Source organism: Aquabacterium commune (genome assembly GCF_004362855.1).
Taxonomy (GTDB): domain Bacteria; phylum Pseudomonadota; class Gammaproteobacteria; order Burkholderiales; family Burkholderiaceae_C; genus Aquabacterium; species Aquabacterium commune.
In genome coordinates, this window is sequence record NZ_SNXW01000001.1 from 623,607 (window position 1) to 639,326 (window position 15,720).

Annotated in this window: 13 protein-coding genes; 11 read left to right on the forward strand and 2 right to left on the reverse strand. The window is 66.9% G+C overall.

The annotated features are described in order from the left end of the window. Positions 1-70 precede the first annotated feature (70 nt). From gyrA to lapB, 10 genes are all read left to right on the forward strand, one after another. Complete coding sequence (gene gyrA, locus EV672_RS02805; protein ID WP_133606030.1) at positions 71-2,740, forward strand: DNA gyrase subunit A; 2,670 nt, start codon at positions 71-73, stop codon at positions 2,738-2,740. A 63-nt stretch (positions 2,741-2,803) separates the two neighbouring features. Beyond that, the gene (locus EV672_RS02810) at positions 2,804-3,433 is read left to right on the forward strand and encodes a hypothetical protein (RefSeq protein ID WP_133606031.1); all 630 of its coding nucleotides are present in this window, start codon (positions 2,804-2,806) and stop codon (positions 3,431-3,433) included. A gap of 57 nt (positions 3,434-3,490) precedes the next feature. After that, entirely contained in the window at positions 3,491-4,618 is a 1,128-nt protein-coding gene (gene serC, locus EV672_RS02815) for a 3-phosphoserine/phosphohydroxythreonine transaminase (protein ID WP_133606032.1), read from the forward strand. Beyond that, complete coding sequence (pheA, locus tag EV672_RS02820; protein ID WP_133606033.1) at positions 4,611-5,747, forward strand: prephenate dehydratase; 1,137 nt, start codon at positions 4,611-4,613, stop codon at positions 5,745-5,747. Before serC ends, pheA begins: the two co-directional genes overlap by 8 nt. 19 nt (positions 5,748-5,766) lie before the next feature. After that, entirely contained in the window at positions 5,767-6,672 is a 906-nt protein-coding gene (locus EV672_RS02825; RefSeq protein WP_133606034.1) for a prephenate dehydrogenase, read from the forward strand. Positions 6,673-6,744: 72 nt separating this feature from the next. After that, positions 6,745-8,802, forward strand: coding sequence for a bifunctional 3-phosphoshikimate 1-carboxyvinyltransferase/cytidylate kinase (locus EV672_RS02830; RefSeq protein WP_133606035.1), 2,058 nt, complete (start codon positions 6,745-6,747; stop codon positions 8,800-8,802). Positions 8,803-9,021: 219 nt separating this feature from the next. Continuing rightward, on the forward strand, positions 9,022-10,707 hold the full coding sequence (rpsA, locus tag EV672_RS02835; RefSeq protein WP_133606036.1) for a 30S ribosomal protein S1: 1,686 nt from the start codon (positions 9,022-9,024) through the stop codon (positions 10,705-10,707). A gap of 173 nt (positions 10,708-10,880) precedes the next feature. Next, positions 10,881-11,216 carry an integration host factor subunit beta gene (locus tag EV672_RS02840; RefSeq protein WP_243738478.1) on the forward strand — a complete coding sequence of 112 codons (336 nt, stop codon included), beginning with the start codon at positions 10,881-10,883 and terminating at the stop codon, positions 11,214-11,216. Between the two features lie 18 nt (positions 11,217-11,234). Further along, positions 11,235-11,609, forward strand: coding sequence for a LapA family protein (locus EV672_RS02845; RefSeq protein WP_133606037.1), 375 nt, complete (start codon positions 11,235-11,237; stop codon positions 11,607-11,609). 27 nt (positions 11,610-11,636) lie between these two features. After that, positions 11,637-12,794: a lipopolysaccharide assembly protein LapB gene (gene lapB, locus EV672_RS02850; RefSeq protein ID WP_133606038.1), complete on the forward strand. Its 1,158-nt coding sequence runs from the start codon at positions 11,637-11,639 to the stop codon at positions 12,792-12,794. Here the strand turns inward: lapB and EV672_RS02855 are convergent. Together EV672_RS02855 and EV672_RS02860 are read right to left on the reverse strand one after the other, a co-directional pair. After that, positions 12,788-13,429 carry a copper chaperone PCu(A)C gene (locus EV672_RS02855; RefSeq protein WP_133606039.1) on the reverse strand — a complete coding sequence of 214 codons (642 nt, stop codon included), beginning with the start codon at positions 13,427-13,429 and terminating at the stop codon, positions 12,788-12,790. The two genes, lapB and EV672_RS02855, sit on opposite strands and share 7 nt — an antisense overlap. Before the next feature lie 99 nt (positions 13,430-13,528). Next, a complete protein-coding gene (locus EV672_RS02860) occupies positions 13,529-15,061 on the reverse strand; it encodes a YifB family Mg chelatase-like AAA ATPase (RefSeq protein ID WP_133606040.1) in 1,533 nt (510 codons plus the stop codon). A gap of 308 nt (positions 15,062-15,369) precedes the next feature. Between EV672_RS02860 and EV672_RS02865 the strand changes: the two genes are divergently transcribed. After that, entirely contained in the window at positions 15,370-15,708 is a 339-nt protein-coding gene (locus EV672_RS02865) for a P-II family nitrogen regulator (RefSeq protein WP_133606041.1), read from the forward strand. Positions 15,709-15,720: the final 12 nt, after the last annotated feature.

Below are 15,720 nucleotides of genomic sequence, written 5' to 3' on the forward strand. Positions count from 1 at the left end.
AGCTGGTGGGCCACAACGGCAAGGCGGCCCGGGCCGCCTCGGGCCGTGTCCCTCTCAATGTGAAGCACGCATGACGTCATTCGCCAAGGAAACCCTGCCCATCAGCCTCGAAGAGGAGATGCGGCGTTCGTATCTGGATTACGCGATGAGCGTGATCGTCGGGCGCGCCCTGCCGGACGCCCGCGACGGCTTGAAGCCTGTGCACCGGCGTGTGTTGTTCGCCATGCACGAGCTGAACAACGACTGGAACCGCCCTTACAAGAAGTCGGCGCGCATCGTCGGTGACGTCATCGGTAAATACCACCCGCACGGCGACTCGGCCGTGTACGACACCATCGTCCGGATGGCGCAGGACTTCTCGCTGCGCCACATGCTGGTCGATGGCCAGGGCAACTTCGGCTCGATCGACGGCGACAACGCCGCCGCCATGCGGTACACCGAAATCCGCCTGGCCAAGATCGCCCACGAGATGCTGGCCGACATCGACAAGGAAACCGTCGATTTCGGGCCCAACTACGACGGCTCCGAGAAAGAGCCGCTGGTGCTGCCAGCGCGCCTGCCCAACCTGCTGATCAACGGCTCGGCCGGCATCGCAGTCGGCATGGCCACCAACATCCCGCCGCACAACCTCAACGAGGTGGTGGATGCCTGCCTGCACTCGCTGCGCAACCCGGACTGCTCGGTCGATGAGCTCATGGAGATCATCCCGGCCCCGGACTTCCCCACCGCCGGCATCATCTACGGCCTGAGCGGTGTGCGCGAGGGCTACCGCACCGGCCGTGGCCGCGTGGTCATGCGCGCCCGCGTGCACTTCGAAGACATCGGCAAGGGCGACCGCCAGGCGATCATCGTTGACGAGATTCCTTATCAGGTGAACAAGAAGAACCTGCTGGAGCGCATCGCCGAGCTGGTCAACGAGAAGAAGATCGAAGGCATCAGCCACATCCAGGACGAATCCGACAAGTCCGGCATGCGCGTGGTGATTGAACTCAAGCGCGGCGAAGTGCCCGAGGTGGTGCTGAACAACCTGTACAAGCAGACGCAGCTGCAGGACACCTTCGGCATCAACATGGTGGCCCTGATCGACGGCCAGCCCAAGCTGTGCAACCTGAAGGACCTGATCACGGTCTTCCTGGAACACCGCCGCGAGGTCGTGACCCGCCGCACCGTGTTCGAGCTGCGCAAGGCGCGCGAACGCGGCCACGTGCTGGAAGGCCTGGCCGTGGCGCTGGCCAACATCGACGAGTTCATCGAGACCATCAAGACCTCGCCGACGCCGCCGGTGGCCAAGACGGCCCTGATGGCCAAGAGCTGGGATTCGGGCCTGGTGCGCGAGATGCTGTCGCGCGTCGATGGCAACCCGCAGCTCTACCGCCCGGAAGGCCTGCCACTGAGCTTCGGCATGCAGTCGGACGGCCTGTACCGCCTGTCGGAAGACCAGGCCGGCGAGATCCTGCAGATGCGCCTGCAACGCCTGACGGGCCTGGAGCAGGACAAGATCATCGGCGAGTACAAGGACGTGATGTCGCAGATCGCCGATCTGCTGGACATCCTGTCCAAGCCGGAGCGCGTCTCGACCATCATTTCCGACGAGCTGGGCGCCATCCGCACCGAGTTCGGCCAGACCAAGCTGGGCGCGCGCCGCTCGACCATCGAGCACAACGCGCAAGAGCTGGGCACCGAAGACCTGATCACGCCCACCGACATGGTGGTGACGATTTCGCACACCGGCTACATCAAGAGCCAGCCGCTGAGCGAGTACCGCTCGCAAAAGCGCGGCGGGCGCGGCAAGCAAGCCACGGCGACGAAGGAAGACGACTGGATCGACCAGCTCTTCATCGCCAACACGCACGACTACATCCTGTGCTTCAGCAACCGCGGTCGCGTCTATTGGATCAAGGTCTGGGAAGTGCCGCAGGGCTCGCGCAACTCGCGCGGCAAGCCCATGGTCAACATGTTCCCGTTGGAAAAAGACGAGCGAATCAACGTGGTGCTGCCGCTGACCGGTGAGTTCCGCAGCTTCCCCGAAGACCACTACGTCTTCATGTCCACCAAGATGGGCACGGTCAAGAAGACCCCGCTGACCGACTTCAGCAACCCCCGCAAGGCCGGCATCATCGCCGTGGGCCTGGACGATGGCGATGTGCTGGTGGGCGCGGCCCTGACCGACGGCAAGCACGACGTGATGCTGTTCTCTGACGGCGGCAAGGCCGTGCGCTTCGACGAAGACGATGTGCGTCCGATGGGCCGTGGCGCCCGCGGCGTGCGCGGCATGATGCTGGAAGACGGCCAGTCGGTCATCGCCATGCTGGTGGCCGAAGACGAAACACAGAGCGTGCTGACCGCCACCGAGAACGGTTACGGCAAGCGCACGGGCATCGTCGAGTACACCCGCCACGGTCGCGGCACCAAGGGCATGATCGCCATCCAGCAGTCCGAGCGCAATGGCAAGGTCGTGGCGGCCACGCTGGTGCGTCCGGAAGACGAGATCATGCTGATCACCGACAAGGGCGTGCTGGTGCGCACCCGCGTCGCTGAGATCCGCGAACTCGGCCGTGCCACGCAGGGCGTGACGCTGATCGCGCTGGACGAAGGTGCCAAGCTGATCGGCCTGCAACGCATCGTGGAAAACGATGCGAACGTGCCGGCCGAGGGCGAGGATGGCGGCGAAGACATCGGCGACACTGACACCGACACCCCCGACACCCCCAACAGCGGCGACGGAACCTCCGAAGCCTGACGCCACTCTGACACGCAGCGGGGCCAAGATGCGGCCCCTGTTTCCACGAACCAAGGACCCCCGATGAACTTCCGTCAAACCGCCTGGGCTGCCGCTGTGACCGCCACGCTGACCCTGATCGCCCTGCCGGCCCACGCCGACAAGCGCGAGCAGATCCTGCGCCTGCCGATCGCGCAAAAGCAGGCCCTGGATGGCCTGGCTTCCGACATCACCCAAGCCCCGGCGCGCCAGCTGATGGGCCAGTTCGTGCAGCCCGCGATCGGCCTGGTGCCGCCCGAGAAGCGCGAAGCCACCGGTCAGCAGATCGATGCCGAACTGCAGAAGTACCAGGAGACCGCGACGCCCGTGGTCAAGGCCAGCGCCGCCAAGGTCGGCCCCGCCGCCGTGGCCAGCGTGCTGGAAGACAAGTTCACCGAAGAGGAGCTCAAGCAACTGGGCGTCATGCTGGACTCGCCGGTGCTGAAGAAGTACCAGAGCGTCATCCCCGAGCTGCAAAAGACGCTGATCGACAAGGTCTCCGCGGACGCCCGCAGCCAGGTGGACCCCAAGCTGCAAGCCCTGCAGGACAACATCCGCAAGATCATCGACACCGCCAGCGGTGGCAAGCTGAGCCAGGCCATGGCCAACCAGAACGCCGCACAAGGTGGCGATGCGCCTGCTTCGAAGCCGGCCGCCAAGCCCGCCAAGAAGTGACCCCTCGACGGTGAGCTCCTGACGCCTGCGTCGCCCGCACCTCTCCCGCGCCTGCCCATGTCCACATCGCCTCGCCCCTTCAACTTCTCGGCCGGTCCGGCCACGCTGCCTGAAGAGGTGCTGCAACAGGCCGCGGCCGAGATGCTGGATTGGCGCGGCTCGGGCATGGGCGTCATGGAGATGAGCCACCGCGGCAAGGAGTTCACCTCGATCGCCGAGCAGGCCGAGGCCGACCTGCGCACCCTGCTGGCCATCCCCTCGCACTTCAAGGTGCTGTTCATGCAGGGTGGTGCGATCGCCGAGAACGCGATCATCCCGATGAACCTGTCGCGCGGTGGCGTGGTGGACCACGTCATCACCGGCTCCTGGTCGCAGAAGTCGGCCAAGGAAGCGCGCAAGTACTGCACGGCCAAGTTGGCGGCCAGCAACGAGGCCGACCACCACACCACGCTGCCGGCCCATGGCAGCTGGCAGCTGTCGGACGACGCCACGTATGTGCACGTCTGCAGCAACGAGACCATCCACGGCGTGGAGATGCACGCGCTGCCCGACCTGGCCGCGCTGGGCTCGACGGCGCCGCTGGTGATCGACTGCTCCTCGCACATCGCGTCGCGACCCATCGATTGGTCGCGCGTGGGCCTGGCCTATGCCGGCGCCCAGAAGAACATCGGCCCCTCGGGCCTGACCCTGGTCATCGTGCGCGAAGACCTGATCGGCCACGCCCTGCCCGACACGCCCTCGGCCTTCGACTACCAGGTGGTGGCCGACAACGGCTCCATGTACAACACGCCACCCACCTATGCCTGGTACATCGCCGGGCTGGTGTTCCAGTGGGCGCTCAAGCAGCGCGAAGTGACGCCGCAGGGCGAGCTCACCGGCCTGGCCGCCATCGAGGCGCGCAACATCGCCAAGGCCCAACTGCTGTACGACTACATCGACGGCTCCGGCTACTACACCAACAAGGTGGCCAAGGATTGCCGTTCGCGCATGAACATCCCCTTCTTCCTGCCGGACGACAGCCTGAACGCGGCCTTCCTGGCCAGCACCCAGGGCGCCGGCCTGCTGCAGCTCAAGGGCCACAAGAGCGTGGGCGGCATGCGCGCCTCGATCTACAACGCCATGCCCCTGGCCGGCGTGCAGGCCCTGGTCGATCACATGAAGCAGTTTGCGGCAAGCCATGGCTGACACGATCGCCAACACCCTCCACTTCCAGCCCGACGGTCGCCCGGTGGACGAGCAACTGGGCGAGCTGCGCGTGAAGATCGACACGGTGGACCAGCAGCTGCTGGCCCTGCTCAACCAACGCGCGCAACTGGCCCAGGCCGTGGGCGAGGTCAAGAAGCTCGATGGCTCGCCGGTGTTCCGCCCGGACCGCGAGGCGCAGGTCATCGACCGCGTGAAGAACGCCAACCCCGGCCCGGTGCGCCATGACAGCATCGCCCCGATCTGGCGCGAGATCATGTCGGCCTGCCGCGCGCTGGAAGGTCGCCAACGCGTGGCCTTCCTCGGCCCCATCGGCACCTTCAGCGAACAGGCCGCGCTGAACTACTTCGGCTCGTCCATCGACGCGGTCGTGTGCCCCTCGATCGACGAAGTCTTCCGGGCCACCTCGGCCCAATCGGCCGATTTTGGTGTGGTGCCGATCGAGAACTCGACCGAAGGCGTGGTCGCCCGCTCGCTGGACTTGCTGCTGCAATCGCCGCTGTCCATCGTGGGCGAAACCAGCCTGATGGTGACGCACAACCTGCTGCGCAAGGACCTCGGCCGCGAGGGCATCGAGGTGGTGGCAGCGCACCCGCAGGCCCTGGCGCAGTGCCAGGGTTGGCTCAGCCAGCACCTGCCGCAGGCCGAGCGCCGCGCCGTGTCGAGCAATGCCGAAGGCGCCCGCATGGCCGCACAAGACCCGCGCATCGCGGCCCTGGCCAGCGAGCGCGCCGCCAGCCAGTACGGCCTGCACGTGGTGCAGCCCGCCGTGCAGGACGAGGCCCACAACCGCACGCGCTTCGTCATCGTGCGTCCGCAGTCGGTGGCCACGCCGGCCGCACCCACCGGCCACGACTGCATCAGCCTGGTGGTGTCGGTGGACAACCGCCCCGGCGCCGTCCACGACCTGCTGGTGCCGCTCAAGCGCCACGGCGTGTCCATGAGCCGTTTCGAGTCGCGCCCGGCGCGCTCCGGCCAGTGGGAGTACGTTTTCTTCATCGACCTGGCCGGCCACCCCGCCCAGGACAACGTGGCCGCTGCGCTCGACGAGCTGCGCGCCCAATGCTCATTCTTCAAGGTGCTCGGCAGCTACCCGCTGGACGTGCACTGAGCCGCAGGACACCCCACCCATGTTCAACCAGCTCGGTCTGATCGGCTGCGGCCTGATGGGCGGCTCCTTCGCGCTGGCGCTCAAAAAAGCGGGCCTGGTCAAGCGCGTCATTGGCTACAGCAAGTCGCCCTCCACCGTCGAGAAGGCGCGCCGCATGGGCGTGATCGACGTAGCCGCCGAGTCGGCGCTGCTGGCCGTCTCTGGCTCGGACATCGTCCTGATCGCCGTGCCCGTGGCCGCGTCCGAAGGCACCTTCAAGGCCATCCGCCACCTGGTGGACCCCGGTGTGCTGTTCATGGACGTGGGCTCCACCAAGCGCGATGTGGTCGATGCCGCCCGGCGCGTGCTGAAAGAGCGCCTGCCATCGTTCGTGCCAGCCCACCCGATCGCCGGGCGCGAGGTCGCGGGCATCGAGCATGCCGACGCGGCGCTCTACCAGGGGCGCAAGCTCATCCTCACGCCGCTGGAGCAGACCGACCCGGTGCTGGTGCAAAAGGCCACCGACGTGTGGGCGGCCGTGGGTTGCCAGGTGCTCAAGATGACGCCCGAACACCACGACGCGGCTTTCGCGGCGGTGAGCCACCTGCCGCACCTGCTGGCTTTCGCGTACATGACGGCCATGGGCCAGCAGCCGGGCGGCCAGGAGTACCTGTCGCTGGCCGGCCCGGGTTTCCGCGATTTCAGCCGCATCGCCGCGAGCGACCCGACCATCTGGCGCGACATCCTGCTGTCCAACCGCGAAGAAGTGCTCAAGCAGTCCGAAGCCTTCCGCCAGGCGCTGGACACGCTGGAAGCCCAGATGCGCGCCTGGGACGGCCCCGAGCTGCAGCGCATGATCCAGACCGCCTCCGACGCCCGCAGCAAGTGGCAACTGAACCCCGCGCCGCTCAACCCAGCGTCTGCCGGCAAACCCGGGGCCCGCTGAACACCCGCACGGCCCCACCCTGTTCTGATCTGTCCTGTCGGCCCACGAAGCCGCCTGTGAGACCGCCTCCGCATGTACACCACCGCCTTCCTCGACCTGCCCCCGCTGCTGACCGCAGGCGGCACCGTGCGCCTGCCCGGCTCCAAGAGCATCTCCAACCGGGTGCTGCTGCTGGCCGGCCTGAGCGAAGGCACCACCGTGGTCCACGACCTGCTGGCGTCCGACGACACCCGCGTGATGCTCGAAGCCCTGCGCGCCCTGGGTTGTGAACTCGACCAGCAAGGCGACACCGTCCACATCACCGGCCTGGGCGGCAAGCTCGCGGTGCTGCACGCCGAACTCTTCCTGGGCAATGCCGGCACGGCCATGCGCCCGCTGACCGCGGCCTTGGCGCTGCTGTCGGCCACGCAGGGCGGCGTCTTCACGCTCAGCGGCATCCCGCGCATGCACGAACGCCCCATCGGTGACCTGGTCGATGCCCTGCGCCCGCTGGGCTGCATCGTCGAGTGCACAGGCCAGGAAGGCTACCCGCCGCTGCGCCTGGCCGGTGGCCAACTCAAGCTGTCGGCGCCCATCCAGGTGCGTGGCGACGTCTCCAGCCAGTTCCTGACCGCCCTGCTGCTGTCGCTGCCGCTGGTCTCGCAAGACCAGGCCCTGACCATCGAGGTCGTGGGCGAGCTCATCTCCAAGCCCTACATCGAGATCACGCTGAATCTGCTGGCACGCTTCGGCATCCAGGTGCGGCGCGAGGGCTGGCAGCGCTTCATCATCCCGCAGGGCAGCCGTTACCAGTCACCGGGCCACATCCACATCGAGGCGGACGCGTCTTCGGCGTCTTACTTCATTGCCGCCGGTGCCATCGCCGGCATCGACGAGCCGGTGCGCATCGAGGGCGTGGGCAACGCGTCCATCCAGGGCGACATCCGCTTCATCGAAGCCGCTCAGGCCATGGGCGCCAAGGTCACGTCCGGGCCGAACTGGCTGGAAGTCCAACGCGGCGCTTGGCCTCTGAACGCCATCGACCTCGACTGCAACCACATCCCCGACGCGGCCATGACCCTGGCCGTGATGGCGCTGTACGCCGACGGCACGACCCGCCTGCGCAACATCGCGAGCTGGCGCGTCAAGGAAACCGACCGCATCGCCGCCATGGCCAAGGAGCTGCGCAAACTCGGCGCCACCGTGGTCGAAGGTGAAGATTTCATCGAGGTGACGCCACCGGCCAGCCAAGGCGAGCAGACCGCCTGGCAACACGCCAGCATCCACACCTACGACGACCACCGCATGGCCATGTGCTTCTCGCTGGCCGCCTTCAACCCGCTGGCGCCCTCGGCGGTGAAAGCCAAACCGATCTCGGTCCGCATCGACGACCCGCGTTGCGTGGCCAAAACCTTCCCCGACTATTTCGAGGCGCTCTTCCAGGTCGCGCGGACCCACCCGGACTGGATCCCCGTCATCACCGTGGACGGCCCCACCGCCTCGGGCAAGGGCACGCTGGCCAGCGCCCTGGCCACCCGCCTGGGCTACCAGTTCCTCGACTCGGGCTCGCTCTACCGCATCACCGGCCTGCTGGCGCTGGAGCAAGGCACCGACCTGGACGACGCCCACGCGCTGGAGCAGCTCGCCCGCCAGTTGGGCGAGGGCATCGCGCTGCGCTTCGACCGCGACCACATCTGGGTGGACGGCCGCGACGTCAGCGAAGCCGTGCGCCGCGAAGAAATCGGCCAGGCCGCCTCGCGGCTGTCGGCCTACCCCGGCGTGCGCCAGGCCCTGCTGGAGCTGCAAAAAGCCTTCCGCGGCCTGCCCGGCCTGGTCGCCGACGGCCGCGACATGGGCACGGTGGTGTTTCCCGACGCCGCCCTGAAGGTGTTTCTGACCGCCAGCGTCGCCCAACGCGCCGAGCGGCGGCATAAGCAATTGATTTCTAAAGGGTTTTCTGTTACCCTTGACGAGATCTGCGCAGACTTGGAAGCGCGCGACCTGCGGGACACCTCCCGCGCGGTGGCGCCCCTGGCCCCTGCTGCAGACGCCCGAAAACTCGACAACTCCGCACTGAGCATCGACGAATCCGTTGATGCCGTGCTGGGCTGGTGGGTTCAGGGCTGGCCCCACGTCATCGTTCGGCACTGAGCTGCGCTCCTGCCAACGCCGACCGCCAGGCCGAAGGTCACACACCGTGACAACAAGGCTGTGACGCCCCGTCCCTGCTGCCAGGCAAGGACGCGAGCGATCAGGGTGGTTCCTCCTTTTCGAGCCGCCCGGGTGTCATGTTCTTCAACCCAACCCGCTTTGGTCGTTCCTGTCGATTCCAGAGCGTTTCCGCTGGTTCACGCCAGCACAGGAAATTCCATGTCTGAATCTTTTGCCGCCCTTTTTGAAGAGTCGTTGCAGCGCACCAACATGCGCACCGGCGAAGTCATCACCGCCGAGGTGGTCGCTGTCGAACACAACTTTGTGGTCGTCAACGCCGGCTTGAAGTCCGAGGCCTATGTGCCCCTGGACGAGTTCAAAAACGACCAGGGCGAGATCGAAGTCCAAGTGGGCGACTTCGTGTCCGTGGCGGTTGACGCCATCGAAAACGGCTACGGCGACACCATCCTGTCGCGCGACAAGGCCAAGCGCCTGGCATCGTGGCTGTCCCTGGAAACCGCGCTGGAGTCCGGCGACTTCGTGACCGGCACCGTCAACGGCAAGGTCAAGGGCGGTCTGACCGTTCTGGTCAACGGCATCCGCGCCTTCCTGCCCGGCTCGCTGCTCGACACGCGTCCTGTCAAAGACATGTCGCCGTTCGAAGGCAAGACCATGGAATTCAAGGTCATCAAGCTGGACCGCAAGCGCAACAACGTGGTGCTGTCGCGCCGCGCTGTGGTCGAAGCTTCGATGGGCGAAGAGCGCGCCAAGCTGATGGAAACGCTGCGCGAAGGCGCCATCGTCGAAGGCGTGGTCAAGAACATCACCGAATACGGTGCGTTCGTGGACCTGGGCGGCATCGACGGCCTGCTGCACATCACCGACATGGCATGGCGCCGTGTCCGTCACCCGTCCGAAGTCGTGACGGTGGGCCAGGAACTGACCGCCAAGGTCCTGAAGTTCGACGCCGAGAAGAACCGCGTCTCGCTGGGCCTGAAGCAGATGGGCGACGATCCGTGGGTTGGCGTGTCGCGCCGTTACCCCGCCGGCACCCGCCTGTTCGGCAAGGTCACCAACATCGCTGACTACGGTGCCTTCGTCGAGATCGAACCCGGCATCGAAGGCCTGGTGCACGTCTCCGAGATGGACTGGACCAACAAGAACGTGGCCCCCAACAAGATCGTCAACCTGGGCGACGAAGTGGAAGTCATGGTCCTGGAAATCGACGAAGACAAGCGTCGCATCTCCCTGGGCATGAAGCAGTGCAAGCCGAACCCTTGGGACGATTTCGCCCAGTCGTTCAACCGCGGCGACAAGGTCAAGGGCCCCGTCAAGTCGATCACCGACTTCGGCGTGTTCGTGGGCCTGGCTGCCGGTATCGACGGCCTGGTGCACCTGTCCGACCTGTCTTGGAACGAGCCTGGCGAAGCCGCCGTGCGCAACTACAAGAAGGGCCAGGAAGTCGAAGCGATCGTGCTGGCCATCGACGTCGAGCGCGAGCGCATCTCCCTGGGCATCAAGCAGCTGGACTCCGACCCGTTCACCAACTTCACGACCCTCAACGACCGTGGCGCCACCGTCACCGGCATCGTCAAGACCGTGGATGCCAAGGGTGCTGAAATCACCCTGGGTGACGACATCATCGGCTACCTGCGCGCTTCGGAAATCTCCCGCGACCGCGTGGAAGACGCCCGCAACGTGCTGAAGGAAGGCGACGAAGTCACCGCCCTGATCATCAACGTGGACCGCAAGACCCGCGGCATCCAGCTGTCGATCAAGGCCAAGGACAACGTCGAGCAGCAAGAAGCCATGCAATCGCTGCGCGCCGACACCACCAAGGAAGGCTCCGGCACCACCAGCCTGGGCGCCCTGCTGAAGGCCAAGCTGGACCAGAACAACGGCTGATCCAGCCTGCGTTTCTGACGCCTCACCCCATCGCGCCCAGGCTTCGGTCTGGCGTGATCGGGGATTGAGTTGAGCGGGGCTCAGGTCACCGACCCGATGCCGCCGCTCACCTCAGTCCCTCCCGGAGTCACTCTCCGGACACCCCAACCGGACGCCAGCTTCCGCCCGCACCCATGACCCGATCCGACCTCGTCGCCCGGCTGGCCGAACGCTTCAGCCAGCTCACCCAGCGCGACGCCGAATTCGCCGTCAAGACCATCCTGGACGCCATGTCGGAAGCGCTGGCGCGGGGACACCGCATCGAAATCCGTGGATTTGGCAGCTTTTCCATCAACCGCCGCCCGCCCCGCATGGGCCGCAACCCGCGCTCCGGCGAGCAAGTCCTGATCCCCGAGAAGCTGGTGCCGCACTTCAAACCTGGCAAAGCCCTGCGCGAAGGCGTGGACACGGTGGATACTGCGGGGGAGGCAGCGGCCACACCGACCGTCGCCGACACCCCATCGACTTGAACACCCAGCTGAACACCCATGCGAGCACTGACCTGGTTGTGGCGCGGCCTGCTGTTTTTCGTGTTGTTCGCCTTCGCACTGAACAACCAGCACCTTGTCGAACTGAAATGGATGTTCGGCTGGCACTGGCAGGGCCCGATTGTGTTCGTGGTGCTCGGCGTGTTCGCACTCGGTTGCGCCACGGGCGTGCTGTCGATGGTGCCCAGCTGGTGGCGCCACCGCCGTGACGCGCGCACCCGCCAACTGCTGATGCCCGAGCCAGTGCCAGGCACCGCCAAATCAAGCGGCAAAGCAGGGACAGGCAATGCCAGCGACGCGGCCGGACCGCCCTCGCTGCCCAGCGAACTGCCCTTCCCGCCCGACATGCCTGCGCCGCGCAAGCCGGCGAAATGAGCTTGGCCCTGGTGGCCTGACACACCCATGGACTTCAATTTCTACTGGCTGCTGCTGGCCCTGCCTGGCGCTTTCGTGCTGGGCTGGATGGCCTCGCGCATGGACCTGCGCCAACTCAAACGCGAAGACCAGGCCTCGCCCCAAGCCTATTTCAAAGGCCTGAACCTGCTGCTCAACGAACAACAGGACAAAGCCATCGACGCCTTCATCGAGGCAGTGCAACACGACCCCGACACCTCGGACCTGCATTTCGCCCTGGGCAACCTGTTCCGCCGCCGTGGCGAGTACGAACGCGCCATCCGGGTGCACCAACACCTGCTGGCCCGCGCCGACCTCAAGCGCGACGAGCGCGAACGCGCCCAGCACGCCCTGGCCCAGGACTTCATGAAGGCCGGCCTGTTCGACCGCGCCGAAGAGGCCTTCCAGGCGCTGGCCGGCACCGCCTTCAGCACCGATGCCCGCCTGGCGCTGCTCTCGCTGCACGAGCGTTCGCGCAACTGGCACCCGGCCATCGAGATGGCCCACCAGCTGGAAGCGGCCGGCACGGGTTCGTTCTCGCAGCGCACGGCCCACCACTGGTGCGAAATCGCCCACGAGGCCGATGCACGCAGCCACCCGGAAGAAGCCGCCCAGGCCTTGGTGCGCGCCCGCGAAGCCGCACCGCAAGCCGCCCGCCCCCTGGTGATGATGGGCCAACGCTTCATGCGCATGGGCCAAAACGCCGAGGCCTTGCGCGCCTGGGAGGAACTGCTGGCCGTGCAACCGCAGGCCTTCGCACTCATCGCCATGGACTACGCGCGCTGCGCCCAAGCCTGCGGACAAACCGCCACGGCCCTGGGCAAGCTGGAGAGTCTGTATGCACAGGCCCCTTCGGTGGACGTGTTGCTGGCCCTCAACGCCCTGCAGCCCGATGGCGACCTGCGCCGCCAGGCCCTGATGACCCACATCTCCAGGCAGCCATCCTTGTCAGCGGCGCAAGGCCTGATCCGCGAGCGCCTGCTGACGCACAAGCCCTTGGAAGAGCCGGAAATCGAGCGCATGCAGCAGGCCCTGGCCACCGCGGCCCAACCGCTGCAACGCTACCGCTGTGCGGCCTGCGGTTTCGAGAGCCAGCACTACTTCTGGCAATGCCCTGGCTGCCAGGGCTGGGACACCTACCCCCCCCGGCGCCTGGAAGATCAGTGAGCGTGTTGGTGCTTGTGGTCGTGGCTGCCGTCGTGACCATGGGGGTGGCCGCCCTCTGACGGCACAGCCTCTGCCGCAGGCCCCTTGGCCTTGACCGGCACCACCACCGTTTGCGAGAAGGCCGTGCCATCGGCCGCCTTCAGCTTCAGCACCACCTGGACCTTCTCGCCCGCCTTGAGCTGACGCTTCAGGCCCATCAGCATGAGGTGGCGCTGTCCTGCGCCCGGCTGCAGGGCCACCGCGGTGCCCGCTGGCAGCGACAAAGCAGCCGACTCTCGCATTTGCATCACGTCACCGTTCATCACCATTTCGTGCAGTTGGGCTTCGGCCGCCACGGGGCTGCTGAAGCCGAGCAACTGCAGGTCTTGGGATGCGGTCAGGCGCATGTAGCCCCCGGTCGCCGACTGCCCAGCCACCGTGGGGCGCAACCAGGCGTCCTGAACCTGAACCTGTGCTTGTGCGCGCCCCTGGGGCTGCGCCTGCGGTGACTGCCCCCGAGGGGCCTGCGCCCACACCGTGCCCACAGCCAGGCTTGCCAGGCACAAGCCCGCCAGCCAGGGTCGCACCCTCGGTGCGCTGGTGGCCCGGGCGCGGGCGTCATCGGGGGCGGATGCAAAAGTGGCCTTGGAAGACATGGATGTGGCTCCGATGACGGTGAGGGATGGGTGGGGTGCTGGTGGATGCCTGATGAGCGTTGGCTCAGGCCAGAACCTGCAGTATGCCGACACGCCACCTCAGGCAGAAGTCAAGACCCTCCGGTGCTGGATGGCCTCGGCCATGTGCGCCGATGCGATGCGCGGTGCTCCGGCCAGGTCCGCCACCGTGCGCGCCAGCTTGAGCACGCGGTGGTACGCACGGCCCGACCAGCCCAGCTTGGTGCAAGCCGCCTGCAGAAAGGCCAGCGCTGCCTGATCGGCCTGGGCGTGCTCGTCAAGCAGCGACCCGGACAATTCGGCGTTGAGCGCCCCCTGGCGCTGCAGCTGGCGCGACCGGGCAGCCTGCACCCTGGCCGCGATGCTCGCCGAGGCCTCGCCATCCGGGCTGCGCGCCAGCACCTCGGGCGGCACGGCAGGCACCTCCACTTGCACGTCGATGCGGTCCAGCAAGGGGCCGCTGAGGCGCCCCTGATAGCGGGCCACCATTTCGGGCGTGCAGCGACAGGCCTTGATCGGGTTGCCGAAATGCCCGCACGGGCAGGGGTTCATGGCGCCCACCAATTGGAAGCGCGCTGGAAAGTCATGCCGCCGCGCCGCGCGCGAGATGGTGATGTGGCCGGTTTCGAGCGGTTCGCGCAGGGCTTCCAGGGCGGCGCGCGGGAACTCGGGCAACTCGTCCAGGAAAAGGACGCCGTGGTGCGCCAGGGAAATCTCACCCGGGCGTGGGGGCGATCCGCCGCCGACCAGCGCCACGGACGAGGCCGTGTGGTGAGGCGCGCGCAGCACCCGCTGGCGCCAGTTGGCCGCGTCAAAGTGACCGGCGAGGCTGAGCACGGCCGCCGAGCTCAGGGCCTCCTCCTGGGTGAGCTCGGGCAGCAGCCCCAGGAATCGCTGCGCCAGCATGGACTTGCCCGTGCCAGGTGGCCCCACCATGAGCAGGGAATGGCCGCCGCCGGCCGCCACCTCCAGCGCGCGCTTGGCCGCCGACTGGCCCCTCACGTCGCGCATGTCGGGTAGCACACGGTCGAGCAGCGCTGGAATCTGGGCGCGCGCCCGTGACAAGTCCGCGCCCGAGCCCTGGCCGTCGGGTCGCAAGGCCTCCACCACCTCCAGCAGGTGCCGCGCGCCGTACACCCGGGCGCTGTCCACGAGGGCGGCCTCGCAGGCACTGGCGTGAGGCAGCACCAGCCCGCGCTGGCGCACACCTGGCATCTGGCGGTGCCAGGCCAGGGCCATGGGCAGGGCGCCCCGCACCGGGCGCAACTCCCCACCCAAAGACAGCTCACCCGCGAACTCCAGCTCGGCCAGCTTGGCTGCGTCCACGTGGCCCATGGCGGCAAGGATGCCGAGCGCGATCGGCAAGTCGAAGCGCCCTGATTCCTTGGGCAGGTCGGCGGGGGCGAGGTTGACCGTGATGCGCTTGTTGACCGGGAACTCCAGGCCGCTGTTGCTCAGCGCCGCGCGAACGCGCTCGCGGGCCTCCTTGACCTCGGTGTCCGCCAACCCAACCAAAGTGAACGAGGGCAGGCCGTTGGCGAGGTGGACCTCCACGGTGACTTCCGGGGCCAGCAGGCCATCGAGGGCGCGGCTGTGAACGATGGCAAGCGACATGGCTTTGGATTCTGCCCAGATCAGGCCGGTTTGACCCTCCCTCTGAAGGGGGTGTTGCGCAAAGGGTGGGCCAGGGGGGTGACCATCCGCAATCGCACCATTCAGGTGCGATCCACGCATGTCCCCACCTGACCCGTCAGACCGCGCACCTTTGGCGTGCGCCTTGCGCAGCGCTCCGCCAAAGCGGTGCACAAGCCCATGCACCAAAGGCAAGCTCGCCACGGTCAGCTCACCGTTTTGGCGCGCTGGCACAGATCATGCAGTTGATGGTCCACACCCATCTGTCCACCCTCACCGGAGAAACAACCATGAAAATGGTGACTGCCATCGTCAAGCCCTTCAAGCTTGATGAAGTGCGTGAGGCCCTGTCTGCCATCGGCGTCCAGGGCATCACCGTGACCGAAGTCAAAGGCTTCGGCCGCCAGAAAGGCCACACCGAGCTGTACCGAGGCGCGGAATACGTGGTCGATTTCCTGCCCAAGGTCAAGATCGAAGCCGCTGTGGACGAAGCCATCCTGGACCGCGTCATCGAGGCCATCGAGACCGCAGCGCGCACCGGCAAGATCGGCGACGGCAAGATCTTCGTCACCGCCCTGGAGCAGGTCATCCGCATCCGCACCGGCGAGACCGGCCAGGACGCGCTCTGACACCCACACGCC